General features: G+C 47.0%; 18 protein-coding genes. 9 read left to right on the top strand and 9 right to left on the bottom strand.

Features of this window, described 5'->3' with window-relative positions:
- The first annotated feature begins 103 nt into the window (after positions 1-103).
- The 3 genes from B9A91_RS10350 to B9A91_RS10340 are packed head-to-tail and all read left to right on the top strand — an operon-like array spanning position 104 to position 1,306.
- Positions 104-736 (top strand): peroxiredoxin, encoded by a 633-nt coding sequence (locus B9A91_RS10350; RefSeq protein WP_084238256.1) that lies wholly within the window; start codon positions 104-106, stop codon positions 734-736.
- Between the two features lie 13 nt (positions 737-749).
- Positions 750-1,058, top strand: a complete 309-nt coding sequence (locus tag B9A91_RS10345; protein ID WP_084238255.1) for a thioredoxin family protein — start codon at positions 750-752, stop codon at positions 1,056-1,058.
- Entirely contained in the window at positions 1,058-1,306 is a 249-nt protein-coding gene (locus B9A91_RS10340) for a DUF6952 family protein (RefSeq protein WP_084238254.1), read from the top strand. The genes B9A91_RS10345 and B9A91_RS10340 overlap by 1 nt, the downstream gene beginning before the upstream one ends.
- Before the next feature lie 82 nt (positions 1,307-1,388).
- Here the strand turns inward: B9A91_RS10340 and B9A91_RS10335 are convergent, their stop codons facing one another.
- The 5 genes from B9A91_RS10335 to B9A91_RS10310 form a co-directional block, all read right to left on the bottom strand.
- Positions 1,389-3,977 (bottom strand): phosphoenolpyruvate carboxylase, encoded by a 2,589-nt coding sequence (locus B9A91_RS10335; RefSeq protein ID WP_084238253.1) that lies wholly within the window; start codon positions 3,975-3,977, stop codon positions 1,389-1,391.
- Positions 3,978-4,213: 236 nt separating this feature from the next.
- The gene (locus B9A91_RS10325; RefSeq protein ID WP_084238251.1) at positions 4,214-5,761 is read right to left on the bottom strand and encodes a DHA2 family efflux MFS transporter permease subunit; all 1,548 of its coding nucleotides are present in this window, start codon (positions 5,759-5,761) and stop codon (positions 4,214-4,216) included.
- A 3-nt stretch (positions 5,762-5,764) separates the two neighbouring features.
- Positions 5,765-6,808, bottom strand: a complete 1,044-nt coding sequence (locus B9A91_RS10320; protein WP_084238250.1) for an HlyD family secretion protein — start codon at positions 6,806-6,808, stop codon at positions 5,765-5,767.
- Positions 6,809-6,828: 20 nt separating this feature from the next.
- Complete coding sequence (locus B9A91_RS10315) at positions 6,829-8,142, bottom strand: TolC family protein (RefSeq protein WP_084238249.1); 1,314 nt, start codon at positions 8,140-8,142, stop codon at positions 6,829-6,831.
- The gene (locus B9A91_RS10310) at positions 8,135-8,761 is read right to left on the bottom strand and encodes a TetR/AcrR family transcriptional regulator (RefSeq protein WP_084238248.1); all 627 of its coding nucleotides are present in this window, start codon (positions 8,759-8,761) and stop codon (positions 8,135-8,137) included. The genes B9A91_RS10315 and B9A91_RS10310 overlap by 8 nt, the downstream gene beginning before the upstream one ends.
- Positions 8,762-8,909: 148 nt before the next feature.
- On the opposite strand from B9A91_RS10310, the gene B9A91_RS10305 reads away from it, so the two are divergent.
- From B9A91_RS10305 to B9A91_RS10295, 3 genes are all read left to right on the top strand, one after another.
- On the top strand, positions 8,910-10,715 hold the full coding sequence (locus B9A91_RS10305; protein WP_084238247.1) for a glycoside hydrolase family 9 protein: 1,806 nt from the start codon (positions 8,910-8,912) through the stop codon (positions 10,713-10,715).
- A gap of 66 nt (positions 10,716-10,781) precedes the next feature.
- A complete protein-coding gene (locus B9A91_RS10300; protein ID WP_084238246.1) occupies positions 10,782-10,964 on the top strand; it encodes a hypothetical protein in 183 nt (60 codons plus the stop codon).
- 28 nt (positions 10,965-10,992) lie between these two features.
- A complete protein-coding gene (locus B9A91_RS10295) occupies positions 10,993-11,547 on the top strand; it encodes a DUF2911 domain-containing protein (RefSeq protein WP_084238245.1) in 555 nt (184 codons plus the stop codon).
- Positions 11,548-11,553: 6 nt separating this feature from the next.
- Here the strand turns inward: B9A91_RS10295 and B9A91_RS10290 are convergent, their stop codons facing one another.
- Positions 11,554-11,877 carry a DMT family transporter gene (locus tag B9A91_RS10290; protein WP_084238244.1) on the bottom strand — a complete coding sequence of 108 codons (324 nt, stop codon included), beginning with the start codon at positions 11,875-11,877 and terminating at the stop codon, positions 11,554-11,556.
- A gap of 103 nt (positions 11,878-11,980) precedes the next feature.
- On the opposite strand from B9A91_RS10290, the gene B9A91_RS10285 reads away from it, so the two are divergent.
- Positions 11,981-12,547 (top strand): Crp/Fnr family transcriptional regulator, encoded by a 567-nt coding sequence (locus tag B9A91_RS10285; protein WP_144008891.1) that lies wholly within the window; start codon positions 11,981-11,983, stop codon positions 12,545-12,547.
- 8 nt (positions 12,548-12,555) lie between these two features.
- On the opposite strand, the gene B9A91_RS10280 is transcribed toward B9A91_RS10285, so the two are convergent.
- From B9A91_RS10280 to B9A91_RS10270, 3 genes are read right to left on the bottom strand one after another with little or no spacing between them, the layout of a single operon-like run.
- Complete coding sequence (locus B9A91_RS10280; RefSeq protein ID WP_084238242.1) at positions 12,556-12,978, bottom strand: hotdog fold thioesterase; 423 nt, start codon at positions 12,976-12,978, stop codon at positions 12,556-12,558.
- Positions 12,975-13,478, bottom strand: coding sequence for a DinB family protein (locus tag B9A91_RS10275; protein WP_084238241.1), 504 nt, complete (start codon positions 13,476-13,478; stop codon positions 12,975-12,977). Before B9A91_RS10275 ends, B9A91_RS10280 begins: the two co-directional genes overlap by 4 nt.
- Positions 13,456-14,673, bottom strand: coding sequence for a sensor histidine kinase (locus tag B9A91_RS10270; RefSeq protein WP_084238240.1), 1,218 nt, complete (start codon positions 14,671-14,673; stop codon positions 13,456-13,458). Before B9A91_RS10270 ends, B9A91_RS10275 begins: the two co-directional genes overlap by 23 nt.
- A gap of 47 nt (positions 14,674-14,720) precedes the next feature.
- On the opposite strand from B9A91_RS10270, the gene gltX reads away from it, so the two are divergent.
- Both gltX and ypfJ read left to right on the top strand, forming a co-directional pair.
- A complete protein-coding gene (gene gltX, locus B9A91_RS10265) occupies positions 14,721-16,229 on the top strand; it encodes a glutamate--tRNA ligase (RefSeq protein WP_084239668.1) in 1,509 nt (502 codons plus the stop codon).
- Positions 16,230-16,298: 69 nt separating this feature from the next.
- Positions 16,299-17,138, top strand: coding sequence for a KPN_02809 family neutral zinc metallopeptidase (ypfJ, locus tag B9A91_RS10260; protein WP_084238239.1), 840 nt, complete (start codon positions 16,299-16,301; stop codon positions 17,136-17,138).
- The last annotated feature ends 19 nt before the right edge of the window (positions 17,139-17,157 follow it).

Here is a 17,157-nt window from a genome sequence, read left to right as displayed (position 1 = left end):
CTCTATATCCACATCAACATTAAGTATGTGTTATATCTGCAAATTCATTGTTTTTGAAGGGCGATAGCCGTACCTTTGTGCCATCAAAAAAAATAATATAATTATGGCAATAGTAGGTAAAAAATTCCCTAGTGTAAGTATTGATGCAATGTCCGAAATGGGCGATGATCTGAAGATCAATGTATTTGAAGAAGCAGTAAGCAAACAAAGCAAAGTTTTATTATTCTGGTACCCAAAAGATTTCACTTTTGTATGCCCAACAGAACTACATGCCTTCCAGGCTGCCCTGCCTGATTTTGAAAAAAGGAACACCATCGTAATCGGTGCTTCATGCGATACCAATGAGGTGCATTTTGCGTGGTTGAATACGGCAAAAGACAATGGCGGTATTGAAGGTGTAACTTATCCGATCCTGGCAGATACACACAGACACCTGGCCAATATTTTAGGTATTGTTGATCAGGATGTTGCTTATGATGAAGAAGGAAACGAGTCTTTCTCTGGCTCAAACGTAACTTTCAGGGCAACTTATTTAATTGACGAAACCGGTAAGGTTTTCCACGAAAGTGTAAACGATATGCCTGTAGGCAGAAACGTAAAAGAATACCTGCGTTTAATTGATGCTTATGCCCACGTACAAAAGCATGGCGAAGTTTGCCCTGCAAACTGGGAAGAAGGAAAATCGGCAATGAACGCCAACAGGACTGGTGTTGCTGAATATTTAAGCGCTAACTAATAAATTAAAAATCATGTTTTTAGAATTAACAGAAGATAATCTTCAACAATATGTTGCAGACAACAACAAGGTAATGGTTCAATATGCCGCATCCTGGTGCGGAAACTGCCGGATCATGAAGCCGAAGTTTAAAAAGCTGGCAGCGGAAAATGAAGATGTTGCTTTCCTTATTGTTGATGCTGAAAAACTTCCGGGCTCGCGAAAACTGGCTAACGTTGATAATTTGCCGACTTTTGCTGCCTTTGAAGGCGGGGCACTGGTTGATCAGGTTCAAACCAATAAGGCTGAAGTATTGGGCGAATTATTTAATAAGATAAAGTAATGAAGATTCCGGTAATAAGACAACTGTTCCAGAACAGCACACCAGAAGAACTTGAGGCAACCCTTGGTGTTTTAGAGGCTTTTTGTGAGTTCAGAGGGGTAAGTGAAGAAGAAATAGATGTGGCAGGGGAAATGATCACCAACATCTGCGGCGCGCTTGAAGTACATGAAAGCGTAAAGTCGGGCGTAGCGGAAAGAGATGCACTGAATGCGTTCGGACAGAAAGTAATGGGCGCTATTGACAGGTAATTGAGCTCTTGAAGTTAGAAAAATGGCGGCCCCGAAAGAGGCCGCCATTTTTTATGACTGTTCCGGCCTGTGCCGGGTTCCTTTAAGCCAGGTTACGGCCGGCATTGACGATGCCATATACCGTTCTGATGGCCAGTTTCTCGTAAGATTGCTGTTCCTCCTCGCTGAGTGCTGTTTGCAGCTGCTCCAGGGCAAAATGCTGGATAAGTACCAGCGGCAGTACAATTTTCTCTCTCACGGCAATAGAGCTCTTCTCTACCGGGTAATTCTCCATCAGGGTGCTGTGGCCCGAAAGCTTTAGCAGCATGCTTTTAGAGAGCTCAAATTCGTCGTGCAGCGTTTTCCAGAATGCGCCATATTCTTTGTCGTTGGCAAAGTGTGCGGTAATGGAGAAATCAGATTTGCTCATAGACATCATGCAGTTGTCGATAATGGTTTTGAAATAACCCGACTCCTGATAGGTTTTGACCACTTTGTCCCAGTTGCCCAGCTTTTCCTGGTTTTTCAGGGCTGTGCCCATGCCATAAAAGCCCGGAATGTTCTGTTTCAGCTGGCTCCATGCGGTTACAAAGCTGATGGCCCGCAGGTCCTCCAGTTTTAGTGCACCTCCGGCATTGCGTTTTACCGGCCTGCTGCTGATGGTGATCTTGGACAGAAGCGTGAGCGGTGAGAATTTCTCCAGGTAGCTTAAAAATAAGGGGTGCTGGCGCAGGGCGACAAAAGAATCGTAGCTTTCTTTAGCCATCACATCCAGCAGGTCTTTGTGCAGCGGGTCGAGCAGGATGTTGTGTGTTTCTTTAATTCCGGCCGACATGCCCGCATTGATCAGCTGCTCGATGTTGAATTCGGCACTGTCAATAGAGCCATACTGGGAGCTGATGGTTTGTCCTTGTATGGTAAGCTGGATATTTTTATTGGCAATTTCTTTACCCATAGAGGCATAGAAACGATGTGTTTTACCGCCGCCTCTGGAAGGGGGGCCACCACGGCCGTCGAAAAAGGCCAACTGTATGTTGTGTTTGTTTGCGGTTTCAGTCAGGGATACCTTGGCATTGAAGATAGACCAGTTGGCCATCAAATAGCCGCCATCCTTGGTACTGTCGGAGAAGCCCAGCATGATGTGCTGTTTGTTGCCCCTTCTTTTGAGGTGGGCCTTGTAAAAAGGGTGGGCATACAGGGTTTCCATAATTTCAGCGGCATCAGCAAGGTCATGCACGGTTTCAAACAAGGGAACGAAATCTATCGGCAGGTTGCTTTCTTCCCAGCCATTCCAGAGGAAAAGCTCCATCAACTGCAGGATGTCACTGGCCTGCTGGCAATTGCTGATGATGAAACGGTGACAGGCCAGTTCACCATTGCTCTCCTGAATCTGTTTGATCTCGGCAATGGTTTGCAGGGTGTCTTTAACCAGGGAATCTGCATTTTCAGTATAGTTGAGTTTAGCGCTTTTGAAGGAAAGTGCTTTGATCTTTTCTGCTTCGCTGAGGCTGTCGTAATTTTCAGGGAAGAGGGAGATGATGGGTTTGCTCTGACGGCAGAAGGCATGTACATTCCTCAACACCCGGCTATCCTGACGGATGTCGAGAGAGGCGAAGTGGCAGCCATAAAGCTCTACTTTTCGGATCAGGTCGGATGCCAGGTCTGCAAACAGGCCGTCATGATCGTCCATCAGCGTGGTCCTGATCCTGTTCAGGTTCTCGATCAGGAAGCTGGAAATGTTTTCCATTTCGATATTGGGGTCGAATGCGTTTTTGTACAGCACATCCTGTACAATAGCAATAGGCTCTTCCACGCCCCTGAAAGTAATCCTGCGTTTCAGGTTCCTGAAGTCGCGGTAATAGCAGCGGAAGAGGATCTGCCGGAGCATTTTGGATACCTGTATGGTGGAATCGGCATGAACGTTAGGATTACCGTCCCTGTCGCCCCCGGGCCAGAAGCCCAGTTCTATGATCTTTTTGGATTCCAGGTTGTAGTCGTTCAGGCTTTTGTCTACTTCCGATTGGATATTGGCGGCGGCAAAGTAAAATACATTTTCCAGGTACCAGGCCAGGCTCAGCGCTTCGTCAACCGGGGTTGGCGATTTTTTATTGAAGAAAGGGGTTTTGCCTAGCTGCTGGAGCAGCAGGTTAATGCTGGATATATCGTTGGTCTTAATGGCTGTGGTCAGGTCGGTAATGATGGAAAGCACGCTACCCGGGTAAAACTGGGTAGGATGTGCCGTTAACACCAGGCGCAGGGAAAACTCATCGATGAGTTTTTCGATCTTGTCGTTCAGCGCTTTGTTGTCTATTCCTTTTTTGAGGTAAGACAGCAAGGCATTGTGTTCATCAGAAGCATTCAGCTTATTGAAAGAAGCATCTTCTACGGCATCGAACAATACCACCTGGCGTTCTATGTACTGGATAAAACGGAACAGCAGGTCGATAATATCCTTGCTGGCCTGGGTTTGGGTGTACTTCTTAAAAAAAGCATCGATAATAGCTGCCGGGGTTTCATGGTTGTTTACGCCATCCTCGCAGTATTTGATAAAAAGGGGCAGCAAAGTACCTGTGTCTTTAATTTTGTAGAACGGAAGGGTAAGAAAAAGGCTGTTGTAGAGTTCGAACCGGGATACAACTTCGTTGTTAAACGTAGATTCCCTCTGCCCTTTTGCGCGTAGTTTCTGCATCATAATCTGGTGGAAAAAAATTCGCGCTTAAAGTAGCAAAAATGATTGAAAAAACGACTTAAACGGTGGATAAAATTATTTTGATTTTTCCGCCGGATTTTTTTAACTTAGAATTATAGAGATTCAAAAAATCTTTTAAAGGTATGTATGGCCTGTGCCGCTGTAGCGCAGGTTGTACGGTAATTGTTATTTTTTTGGGGTAAAAGCAGCCGCTGGAATTTTCCAGCGGCTGCTTTTTTTCAATGCAGATCTGCAGGAACGGCAACGTTCTTTTTAAACTTTTGCAGGTACAACAAGGGGATTGAGCAGAGCAGGATCAGTCCGGCCACCCAATAGGCGTCGCTGTAGGTGAGCAGTAGCGATTGCTTGGTTACTGTACCCTCTATGGCTTTTGCAGCCAGCATTTTGGCATCCAGGTAGGAATAGCCCTTGGCCATAAAACTCTTGATAAAAGCATTGAACCTTTCGGTAAATGCAGGATTGTATTCATTGATGTTGACCAGCAGGTTGCTGCGATGGAAGCCCTGGCGCACATGGATCAGTGTAGTTAATGCGGCAATCCCGAAAGATCCGCCCAGCTGCCTCATCATGTTGTTGAGGCCCGATCCCTGGCCTATTTCCGGGCCTTTCAGGTCCTGGATGGCTAAGGTGGTTAAAGGTACGAACAGCAGCGCCATGCCCACACCCCTGATCATCAGCGGCAGGAAAAAGTCGTTGGTGCCCGATTGCAGGGTAGACTTACTGAGCATGTAGCAGAACACGAAGAACAGGAACATTCCGATGGTGGCCATGAACTGTGCCGGGATGTTTTTCTTCAGCATGATGCCAATAAAAGGCATCATAACGATGGTACAGAGGCCTCCGGGGAACAGGAGTTCTCCGGTTTGCAGCGGAGAGAAGCCCAGCAGGTTCTGGCAGAATACCGGAAACACGAATACGGAGCCATACAAGCCAAAACCGAGGATAAAGGAAGTGAACATCCCCACAGAAAAGCTGCGGTGCCGCATGATCTTAAAGTTGACAATCGGATGGTCTGTGCTCAGCTCACGCCAGATGAACAGGAGCAGGCCAAGTACCGACGTGACAGCCAATGCGGTAATGTATGGTGTGGCAAACCAGTCTTCGCTTTCGCCTTTCTCCAGTACGGTCTGTAAACTGCCTACGGCGATAGCCAGCAGAAGAATCCCCCACCAGTCGACCGGCATGCCTTTTCCGTCTTTAGGGGTTTCGCGGACAAACATATAGGTACAGTAGGCAGCAAGGATGCCGACGGGTATATTCACATAAAATATGAGCGGCCAGGTGCTGATTTCGAGAAGGTAGCCGCCTATTGTGGGGCCTACGGTTGGGCCTACTACAGCGCCAAGTCCGAACAAAGCCGTGGCGATGCCCACATCTTCCCGGGGCCAGGTTTCGATCAGGATGGCCTGGGCAGTAGAGATCAAGCCCCCGCCTGCAAGACCCTGTAAAATACGGAAGGCAATGAGCTCTTCCAGATTGGTCGCATTTCCGCAGAGGAAGGACGCGATGGTAAACAGGACGATGGAAAAGAGGAAGTAATTTTTCCGTCCGAAGCGGCTGCCCAGCCAGCCTGACATGGGAAGGACGATTACATTGGCAACGGCATAGCCTGTAGATAACCAGGCCACATCTTCCAGTGTTGCACCCAGGTTACCCTGTATCTGTGGTATGGCTACGTTTACAATAGTCGTATCAATCAGCTCCAGCAGGGAGGCTGTGATCACTGTAAAGGTGATGATCCACTTTTTTAAACCTTTTTCGGCCATTTTTTAGTCTTTTATAGAAACTGAAACTTTTACACTCATTCCCGGGCGGAGTTTGGCAAGAACAGCGGCTGAGGCTTTGGTGATCTTTATTTTTACAGGCACACGTTGTACTACTTTTACAAAGTTCCCTGTTGCATTGTCTGGCGGCAGCAGGGAGCCTTTTGCCCCGGTAATCGGGGCGAAATTGTAAACCTCTCCGGTTACCTCTTCATTGGGATAGGCATCTACATCAATTTTTACTTTTAAGCCGGTTTTGATGTCTTCCAGCTGGGTTTCCTTAAAGTTTGCTGTAATGTAAATGCTGTTGTCATTTACGATGGAGAAGAGCGATTGTCCGGCTTGTACCAGTTGGCCTTTCTGCACATTCTTTTTAGAGACAATTCCTGTAGCCGGGGCCTTGATTTCGGTATAAGACAATTGCAGGCGTGCAAAGTCTACATCGGCCTGGCGCTGGGTTACCCCGGTATTGCTTACCGTCAATTGCGACTGGGTAGTACCTACCTGTTTTACCGCGGCATTGTACTGATCTGTAGCGGCGTTGAATGCAGCCTGTGCAGATTCTTTCTGGGCTTTGGCCTGATCGAAAGCCTGCTGGGTTACAGAGCCGTCTTTAACCAGGTTGGCATAACGCTCATAATCTTTTTGCGCCAGGGTCAGTTTTACTTTTGCTGCTTCTATATTGGCTTTAGCAGTACTGGTATTGGCCGCTGTGGCCGCGATCTGGGATTGGGAAACCCCAACACCTGCACTTGCACCTTTCTGACCGGCCAATGCCTGTTCCAGCTTAACTTTATAGTCGCTGTCGTCCAGCTTCACCAGCACATCACCTTCCTGCACGCGGGTGTTCTCTTCAAATTTAATTTCCTGTACATATCCGCCTACACGGGCAACAACAGGGCTGATGTCGCCATCAACCTGTGCATCATCGGTGTCTACGTGTTTGCTGTAATAGATGTACTCTTTAGTGCCGAATATGGCGCCTAACAGGATCAATACGCCCAGTATAATGGGTATAACTTTATTCTTTTTTTTCTTTTCAGTTGTCATTGCCTGATTTGTTTTGGTGTTTATTGAGAAATTTTTCCGGTAGATTTCAGTAAGGTATAATAGGCCAGTCCTGCATCCGCCTTGGCCAGCTCCAGGTTAATTTTGGCCTGGTAAAGCAGGGTTTCGGCGTCTATTCTGTCTATTGCCGAAGCCACATTGTTTTTGTATTTTGAAGCCAGGAGCTTGTCGTTCTCTGTTGCCTGGGCAATCGAGGTTTCCAATACCTTAATCTTATCGAGCGCCAGCTGGTAGTTCTGGTAATTCTTATTGATCTCGGTTTTCACCTGATCGGAAAGGATATCTTTTTGGATGCCGACTTCTTTTTGCTGTATGCGGGCATCACTTATTTTGTGTTTGTTGGTCCACAAATTGCCGATGTTCCAGGAAATATTGGCCCCAAGGGTTACCGGCATGATGTACTGGTCGGCAGGCGGGATAAACTTGCCGCTCGGGTTGATGTAGTATAGGTTGGCGCCTACACCTACAGTTGGCAGGGTATTGGCCTTAACCGATTTGATGTTGATGTCTGCCACCTTGTTCTGAAGATCCAGCTGACGCAGTTCCTGCCTTTCGGCCAGTGCCAGCTGCAGGTAGTCGCTCAAAGGGGCAATAGGCTTCATTGCAGCATCCGGTTCGGTAATCTCGATCTGCGTTTTTTCGTCAAGGCCCAGCAGGATATCCAGGTTATAGTTGATGATCCTCCTGTTGTTTTCAGCCTCCATGCCGGTAAGGGAAACATTGGCCTGCTGCAACTGGAACCTCAGGACATCATTTTTGGTGACGATGCCCTGTTCAAAGAAACGCTGGGACTGTTTGAGCTGGCCGGCAATAGACTCCAGGTTCTGGGCAATTACGCTTTTGCTTTGCATCACTTTATAGAGGGCGTAATAGGTATTGATTACCGCATAGCTTACTTCCTCTTTGTTCTTGTCGGCATCCAGGCGGGCCACATCGCTTAGCAGACGTGTAGATTCTTCGGCATACTTTAATTTTCCGCCTCCGTAAACCAGTTCTTCTACGGCTGCGGTGCCTACAAAAGCATCTGCCCGTTTAGGCAGGTGGATGGGGTTGCCGCCGCCAATGCTCAGTGTGTTGGTTGGGATTTCTGCATGGTTGTACAGGAAAGATGCTTTTGCTGTGGGCAAAGCATTATCTTTAACCATACTTAGCTGTGCAAGAGCCTGGTCTATTTTATTTTGTGAAAGCTTTAAGTTTTTGCTGTTGGCTATGCCCAGCGCAATGGCTTCAGGCAGGCTCAGCTTTTTGATGTCCTGGGCGTACATAAAGCCTGGCAGCATCAAGGTCAAAAAACATAATTTAATTGATTTATGCATCTTTTTTTGGTGTTAGAAACGTAATGAGGAGGTCTTTTAAATGGGCAATCAGCCTTGCGGTGATGATTTCCCGGTCTTCGTCGTTATTGATATCAAGCGTAGTACCATAAGTAATTTTAGAAGGAGATACGGCCACATTGCTGATGGTGCCCATTAGGGTTGCAATCAGCATCCTTACATCTACCTGTCTGAAACTGCCATCGGCAATGCCGGTGTTGATGATCTTTTCGATGACCACCAGGTTTTCGGCCATTGCGTTCTTTATTTTAAAGAACATCTCTGGCCGGTGGGGCATGGACAATTCCCTGTGCATCATTTTATGCAGGCTATGGTTACAAAGTACCCTTGCGGCATACCCTTCGATTACTTTGACGAGTTTCTCCATCCCGGAGAGTTTGTCCTGGTCAATGCTCATCAGCTGAGTATTAAAATCGACGATCCTTTTGCTCATGATTTCCATGAACACACCTTCTTTGGAGCCAAAATAATAATTGATCATGGCCATATTTGCACCGGCTTCTTTGGCAATGTTCCGTGTAGAAGTGGCCTCGTAACCGAGTTCGGCGAAGAGTTTCTCTGCCGCCTCCAGGATACTGGCTTTCTTGTCTGTTTTTTCCATTTGAAATTTGAAGCCACAAAATTAATCAATCGATTGATTAATTTTAAGTTTTGCTGCTTTGTCTAAAATAATTGACCAAAAACTGACAAGTGTTTGTTATTTTTAGGTTTCCTAAACCATTCTATTTATCTATGATAACCATTTCTTTATGAATAACATACAACGATTTAGTCTCGGTATCCTTTTGAGCGGGTTGCTGTCCCTTTCTTTTCATCCGGCGGTTGATCGGGCCGGAGCCGCTGAGGCCTGGATCAGGATAAATCAGCTGGGCTATCAGCCCCGGTCTGTAAAAGTGGCCGTTTGGGTTACCAGGAATGGAGACAGGCTTCCATCCGGTTTTGAGATTGTGGAAAAACAAAGCGGGAAAGTAGTTTATACCACAGAAAAAATTAGTGCTTTTGGTGCCTATGGTCCTTTTAAAAAGGCCTGCAGGTTAGACTTTAGCGAGTTTAACACTCCGGGCCGGTATTTTATCAGGGCGGGTGGGGCCGAATCGCCGGAGCTGATCATAGGCCGGGATGTTTATGCAGGGGCCGCCGATTTTGCTTTGCGGTACATGCGCCAGCAGCGCAGCGGCTACAATCCCTACCTGAAAGACAGCTGCCATACGCAAGACGGCTACACCATGTACGGACCGATGCCTGACAGTACGCATATAGACGTGAGCGGGGGCTGGCATGATGCCTCCGATTACCTGCAATATGCCACCACCTCTGCAAATGCTACTTATCATTTGCTTGCGGCATACCGGGATTTTCCGGAAGTTTTTGCCGATCATTACCTGGCGAACGGACTTGAGGGTGGGAACGGGAGGGCTGATGTACTGGATGAGGCTGACTGGGGACTGCAATGGCTTTTAAAAATGCATCCACGGAAAGACTGGCTGTTTAACCAGATTGCAGACGACCGGGACCATAAAGGGCTGCGGCTACCTACAAAAGATGATGTCGATTACGGAAAAGGAAGGGAGCGGCCGGTTTATTTTGCCAACGGAAAGCCGCAGGGCCTGGGCAAATACCAGAGCAGGGCAACAGGAACAGCCTCTGTTGCCGGAAAGTTTAGCAGTGCTTTTGCTCTTGGTAGCAGGCTGTATAAAGGCATCGACAAAAAGTACGCCCGGAAACTGGAACAGAAATCCCTATCGGCCTATACCTTTGGTCTGAAGAAACCCGGGGTACAGCAGACCGCCCCAAACCGTGCGCCTTATTTTTATGAAGAAGACAACTGGACAGACGATATGGAACTTGCCGCGGCCGAACTGTATCAGGGGTCGGGCTCCAAAAAGTATTTGCTGCAGGCCGCAGGATATGCGGACAAAGAACCTGTAAGCCCCTGGATGGGTGCAGATACAGCAAGGCATTATCAGTGGTACCCTTTTCACAATTTCGGGCATTACGAGCTCGCCAAAACCCAGCACGCGGAGCTATCGGAAAAAGCAAAGCAGCATTACAGGGAGGGGCTGGAAAAGGTTTGGGAAAAGGCAAAGCAAAATGCTTTTTATCGTGGCGTTCCTTTTATCTGGTGTTCCAATAACCTCACCACATCATTTGCCATACAGGCTTTTTTGTACCATAAGCTTAGCGGAAATGCGGAATACGAAGAGTTGGCGCAGGCAAATTTTGACTGGCTGTTTGGCTGCAACCCCTGGGGAACTTCCATGGTTTATGGCTTGCCGGCCTGGGGAGATACGCCGCAGGACCCGCATTCGGCATTAACGCATCTGCACCAGTACCCCTTAGACGGGGGATTGGTTGACGGACCGGTTTACGGCAGCATTTACAGGAACCTGATTGGCATTACCCTGTACCAGCCCGATGAATATGCCGAATTTCAGTCGCCCCTGGTGGTTTATCATGATGATTTTGGCGATTACAGTACCAATGAGCCTACAATGGACGGCACCGCATCACTGATATACCTGCTGGCGGCCTATCAAAGCCGGATAAACCCATAAATAAAGCTGCAATAATTATACACAGATCAAATAATTCAATATCTTTGGGGCCTAAGAATTAATGTAATGATTAAAGAAGAGAACAACAACACATTTGATTGGGTTTATTATGTACTGGGCCTGTTTTTTGGGATTTTAACTGCGGCTATCATTTCAGGAAGCTTTGGCTGGTCTATTTTAGGCGGAATTATCGGATTTATATTTGGTGCTGTCTTTTTAAACGGAATCGTTAAAGGCCGCGAATACTAGTCGTTTAACCTTATCAGGGAAAAGGCCCATGAAGAGATTAAGTTTTATCGCAATTCTGGCGGTGTTTACCCTTGGCGCCAGGGCACAGGAGTTAAAGTTTGCGCCTGTAGATGCCAGTCCCGCAGACATTGTCTACTACCCATTAAATTCAGCCAAAGCCAAAGACGGCTCAACACCATCTATTAAAGTGGTTTATTCCAGGCCGACAAGAAAAGGACGTGAAATTTTTGGGGTGCTGGAGCAGTTTGATAAAGTATGGCGCGTTGGTGCCAATGAATGCACTGAAATTAAATTCTTCAAACGCGTTGTGGTGGGGGGTAAAACCATTAAACCTGGCAGCTATAGCCTGTTTGCTATTCCAAATCCGGGGAAATGGATACTGATCATCAATAAACAGACAGACCGCTGGGGAGCATTCAGCTATAACCAGGCCGAAGATGTTGTCCGGGTAGAGGTGCCGGTTGCACTACAGGATAAACCGATAGAGGCCTTTTCGATTACCTTTACGCCCCAACCCAAGGGAGCCAATATGGTATTGGGCTGGGACCGTACAGTGGTAGAGCTTCCTATTGAAATTAAATAGTGCATTTTAATGGCCTCCGGCCAGGAATTTCAGGCCCAGAATAGAACCAATCAGTGTGGCAATAAAAAAGATCCGCCAGAAGTTCGCTGGTTCTTCAAAAAAGAAAATTCCGACCAAAACGGTTCCTACTGCACCGATACCAGTCCAAACGGCATATGCTGTGCCCATTGGCAGGGTTTGAGTAGCTTTGTTTAGCAATATAAAGCTCAATGTAATGCAGATGAAAAAGGCAATGCTCCATTTCATGTTGCTGAAATTGTTGGACAATTTTAAACAGGTTGTGAACCCTACTTCAAAAACTCCGGCAATAACTAAGATAATCCAGTTCATAATTTAATAATTTGCGACAAAGATACCCCGATTCCGGCGGCTCATTTTTTACAAATGTTAAAAAATGAGCCCCTGGTATTTTATCTTTATAAAAAATCTCCTTTTGCAGAACATTTTAAATAAAATAAAAGGCATTTATCCCCTAAGTACAGCCCAGCTGAATCAGTTATTAGGGATCATGCAGCGTGTGGAAATTCGCAAAAACAGATTGATTATCAGGGCGGGGCGCACGGAAAAATCTATTTATTTTATTGAAAAAGGGATTGCCCGTGCTTTTTGTGAAAGTGCCGACAGCCAGATCACCTTCTGGTTTGGAATGGAGGGCGATCTGGTCCTCTCTTACAACAGCTATATCAACGACCAGCCGGGTTATGAAAGTGTGGAACTGCTGGAGAACAGCGTATTGTATGAGATCAAAACGGCGGCACTGGAGGTTCTGTTTAAGGAAGATGCCGCATTTGCCAACTGGGGCCGGAAGCTTGCGGAGCTGGAGCTGATCAAATCGGAAGAGTGTTTAATCGGCCGCCTCTTTAAGACCGCTACAGAAAGGTACAGCGAATTGCTGCGCGACAACCCGGCATTGGTGCAGCGGATACAATTGGGTTATATTGCCTCTTACCTTGGGGTAACACAGGTCACTTTAAGCAGGATCAGATCGGAAATTAAATAAGCCTGCTTTCAGGCCTTTTTAAGGATGGCAACAGTTAGTCTGCTGATGCAGTTCATTTTTCCCTTGTCGTTATAAATCTTAATTTCCCATACATGGGTTTTTGCGCCAATATGCAGGGGCTTACAGACTCCGGTTACCAATCCTGATTTCACAGGCCGCAAATGGTTGGCATTGATCTCGAGGCCTACCGCGTAATATTTTTCAGGGTCTATACACATAAAGGAGGCGATACTGCCCAGGGTCTCGGCCAAGACAACAGAGGCTCCGCCATGTAAAATGCCTGCGGGCTGGTGTGTCCGCTCATCAACGGGCATGGTTGCCGTTAGGGTGTCTGCTTCTACTTTGGTGAATTGTATGTCCAAAAAAGCGCCCATATGGTTTTTGGGCCTGTCATTTAATGCTTCGGGGCTAAAGTTGGAAAACCAGATCATAGGTAACGGCTTTTTATAATTTGGGTATGGTGGATCAGATGACCGGCAATTACAAAAAGAAGTGCGCGTACGCTGATCTGCCTTTCGGAGGCCGTTCCGCTTCTGTTCAGTTCTTTTTCAGTAAGTGAGTTGAAGAGGTATAGGTTAGACTTTCGCAATAAAGCAAATTCTTCCGATAGGCTAAGCAGGCTCCTGTCGGAGAAATGCGCATTGGCGACATAATCATTTTCATCAAATCCCGGAAGGGCATGCTGCTCGGAACGCGCAAAACAGGTTAAGCGATAGGTGAGGATGCGTTCTGTGTCTATAACATGCCCGGCAAGCTCTTTTATGGTCCATTTGCCCGGGGCATAGGCATAGTCGGCTTTTTCGATCAATGTGTTGAGGAAGTCCGGGAATTCAGATGCTTGTTTTTTCAGTATACCCAATACATCGTCGTCAACCAGGCTGATGTATTGTGCTCCCCAAACGGGGTACTCATGTGTTTGAGGTCGGTTCATAAGTTATGCTGCTTTTTAAAATGATACGAAAAGTCGTGCCTTTGCCCAGTTCAGAGTCTTTCACAAAGATCTGTCCGTTATGGTAATTTTCAATGATCCTTTTGGTAAGTGAAAGGCCCAGCCCCCAGCCCCTTTTTCTGGTGGTATAGCCCGGCTGGAATACGGCATCAAATTTTGACCGGGCGATGCCTTTGCCGGTATCTGTTACATCAATGAATACTTCTTCCTTGGTCAGGTTTTCTATAATATTGATGGTGATGGTGCCTTCATTTTCGATGGCATTTGCTGCGTTTTTAAGTAGGTTCTCAGTCACCCAATCGAACAGCGGAACATTTAGCAAAGCCCTTACCTGTTCATCCCCAATGATTTTGAAGACGATTTTATCGGAAGTGCGCAGTTTGAAATATTCCACAAAATTATAGATGACAGTATAGACTACATGGTCCTCTACGATAGGTTTGGAGCCAATCTTTGAGAAACGGTCGGTAATGACTTCCAGCCGTTTGATGTCGTTCTCCATTTCTGCTATCAGCGGGTCTTCTTCGGCGTCAAAGCGGGATTTGATCAGCTCTACCCAGGCCATAAGGGAAGAGATGGGAGTACCTAGCTGATGGGCGGTTTCTTTAGCCATACCTACCCATACCTGGTCCTGTTCCGCCTTTCGGGCCGAACTGAAGGCGATATACGCGGTAAGCAGGAAGAGGCCGATTACTGCGAGCTGGATATAAGGAAAATAGCGCAGCTGGGTTAGGGTAGCAGAATCTTTATGGTAAATGTACCAGCGGGTATCATCGCCGCCCAGTATTGGGGTTGCGGAATGCTGCTGCTTCATTTTTTTGAGTTCCCGCGCAAAATAAGCGGGGTCGTAATTCACACCAGCCTTCTTTTCGAGGTCGTAATTCGTTTTGGTGGAATCCAGCCCCTGGTAACTGATGATATCGCCCCTGGAATCGGTCATGATCACAGGCAGTTTGGTATTGGTACGGATCAGGTCGATCAGGCCTGTATAGCGGTCATCATCGTACATGGCCAGGGTCTGTTCTGTTACCTTAACATAGAGTTGGAACTGGAGCTGTTCCTCGCGTTCCATCTTTTTTACAAAGAAATCGCTGTAAAAAACAGAAGCTGTGCCAATTAGAATGGCAAAGACAAGTAAAAAGAATTTCCAGCGGCGTTTTTTCTCGTATGGATTCATAGCATATGAAGGCAAATTACAAAATATATATCTTTGCAGCAGTAATTATGGAAAAGAAAGTAAGAGTAAGGTTTGCCCCCAGCCCGACAGGGGGACTTCATTTGGGCGGCGTGCGTACCGCTTTATTCAATTATCTGTTTGCCAAAAAGCACAACGGTACATTTGTATTGCGGATAGAAGATACCGACCAGACCCGTTTTGTGGATGGGGCAGAAGAATATATTGCTTCCTGCCTGGAATGGTGTGGATTAAAGCCTGATGAGAGCCCTTCGCTTGGCGGTCCTTTTGGGCCTTACCGGCAAAGTGAACGGAAGGCGACTTACCGGCAGTATGCTGAGCAGCTGGTTGCCAGCGGGCATGCCTACTATGCTTTTGATACTTCCGAGGAACTGGAGGCCAAACGCAAAGAGATCCCTAATTTTACTTACGGACTGGCAACAAGGGCCGTGATGCGAAACTCACTGACCCTTGATGCTGCAGAAGTTTCGGCCTTGCTGGCCAGTAATACACCGCATGTGGTGCGGATTAAAATCCCTGAAAATGAGCTGGTATCTTTTACGGATCTGATCAGGGGGCACGTGAGCTTTGATACCAACCTGATTGACGATAAAGTACTCCTGAAAGCCGATGGCATGCCCACCTATCATCTGGCGGTTGTTGCGGACGACAGGGCGATGGAGATCAGCCATGTTTTCAGAGGGGAGGAGTGGCTGCCTTCTGCACCTATCCATGTCTTGTTGTGGAGGTACCTGGGCTGGGGAGACGAAATGCCTGTGTGGGTGCATTTGCCGCTGATCCTGAAGCCGGACGGCAATGGTAAGCTGAGCAAAAGGGATGGCGACAGGCTGGGATTCCCCGTTTATGCACAAAATTGGACAGACCCAAAAACCGGCGACCTGACCAAAGGCTTTAAGGAGCTGGGTTTTATGCCGGAAGCATTTGTAAACCTGCTGGCGATGCTGGGCTGGAACGATGGTACAGATCAGGAGTTGTTTGCTATGGCCGAACTGATAGATAAGTTTTCAGTAGAAAGGATCAGTAAAGCTGGTGCAAAGTTTGATTTTGAAAAAGCCAAATGGTATAACCATGAATGGATAAAAAAGAGTAAAGCACAGGAACTGCTTCCATTTGTAAAGGAAGCTTTTGCCGCTGCGGATACAGAAACCGGAGAAGATGTACAGCTGGCGAAAGTGATTGACCTGATTAAAGACCGCTGTAACCTGCTTGGTGATTTTGTTGCGCAGGGAGCTTACTTTTTTAATGCTCCGGGGAATTATGACCTGGACGCAGTAAAACCAAAATGGACTGCTGAAAAGGCTGCTTTTTTTGAAGCCTATGCTTCGGAGCTGGAAGATGGACAATCCGCGGCAGTGCTGGAGGAAAAGTTTAAAATACTGGCTGCAGCGCATAATTTTAAGCCCGGAGAGCTGATGCTTCCTTTGAGGGTTATGCTTGTTGGCGGAAAATTCGGGCCGGGCGTGTTCGACATTGCGGTGAGCCTTGGGGCAGCAGAAACTATCGAAAGAATCCATAAAGCTATAGCTGCATTTAATTAATCTTATATTCTTTTATTTTTGGTATAACAATTGTCGCAAACTTTTATTAACCAAATAAACAGGATATATATGCAATGGTTCGGAAAAGGTAGCAGTAATGTTGATGACAGGAGGGGAATGAGTGGCGGAAAGGTGCTTGGTGGTGGCGCGGCCATCATCGTAGTAGTTTTAGGTTTGATCTTCGGACAGGATTTTTCGGGATTAGTGAGCCAGCTTCCTGTTGGTCAGCAAGCCCCTGCAGAAGGTAAAAGAGGGGTTCCCACCGATGTTGAAGGGAAGTTTGTTGCCGGTGTACTGGAGTCGACGGACTCGGTATGGGTAGCACAGTTTCAGCAAATGGGGCGTGAGTATGAGGCCCCGGTACTTACTTTGTTCGACAATATGGTGGCATCGGCCTGCGGCAATGCCAGTTCTGCGGTAGGGCCGTTCTATTGTCCGGCCGATCATAAAGTATACATTGATTTAACATTTTATAAAGATTTAAAGGACCGTTTTGGCGCTGCCGGGGATTTTGCGCAGGCTTATGTGATTGCGCATGAGGTTGGGCACCACGTGCAAAACCTGCTGGGGATCTCAGAAAAGGTACAGCGGGAAAGGGCACACTTAACTGAAGTGGAATACAATAAGCTTTCGGTTAAGCTGGAGCTTCAGGCCGATTTTTTTGCCGGACTGTGGGCACATCATGCGCAAAACCAGGCCAATTTCAGGCTGGACGAGGGAGATATTGAAGAGGCACTGACCGCTGCCAATGCAATTGGCGATGATAAGCTTCAGAAACAGGCGCAAGGAGAGGTGGTGCCGGATGCCTTTACACACGGTACTTCGGCCCAACGGATGTACTGGTTCAAAAAAGGATTTGATACCGGCGATTTCAGGCAGGGAGATACTTTTAATTCCAACAGGTTATAATTTATAATTAGACCTTTTG

It is taken from the genome of Pedobacter africanus (genome assembly GCF_900176535.1).
Lineage (GTDB): Bacteria > Bacteroidota > Bacteroidia > Sphingobacteriales > Sphingobacteriaceae > Pedobacter > Pedobacter africanus.
The sequence above is the reverse complement of the archived record's forward strand: the minus strand, read 5'-3'. Positions and strand labels throughout refer to the sequence as shown.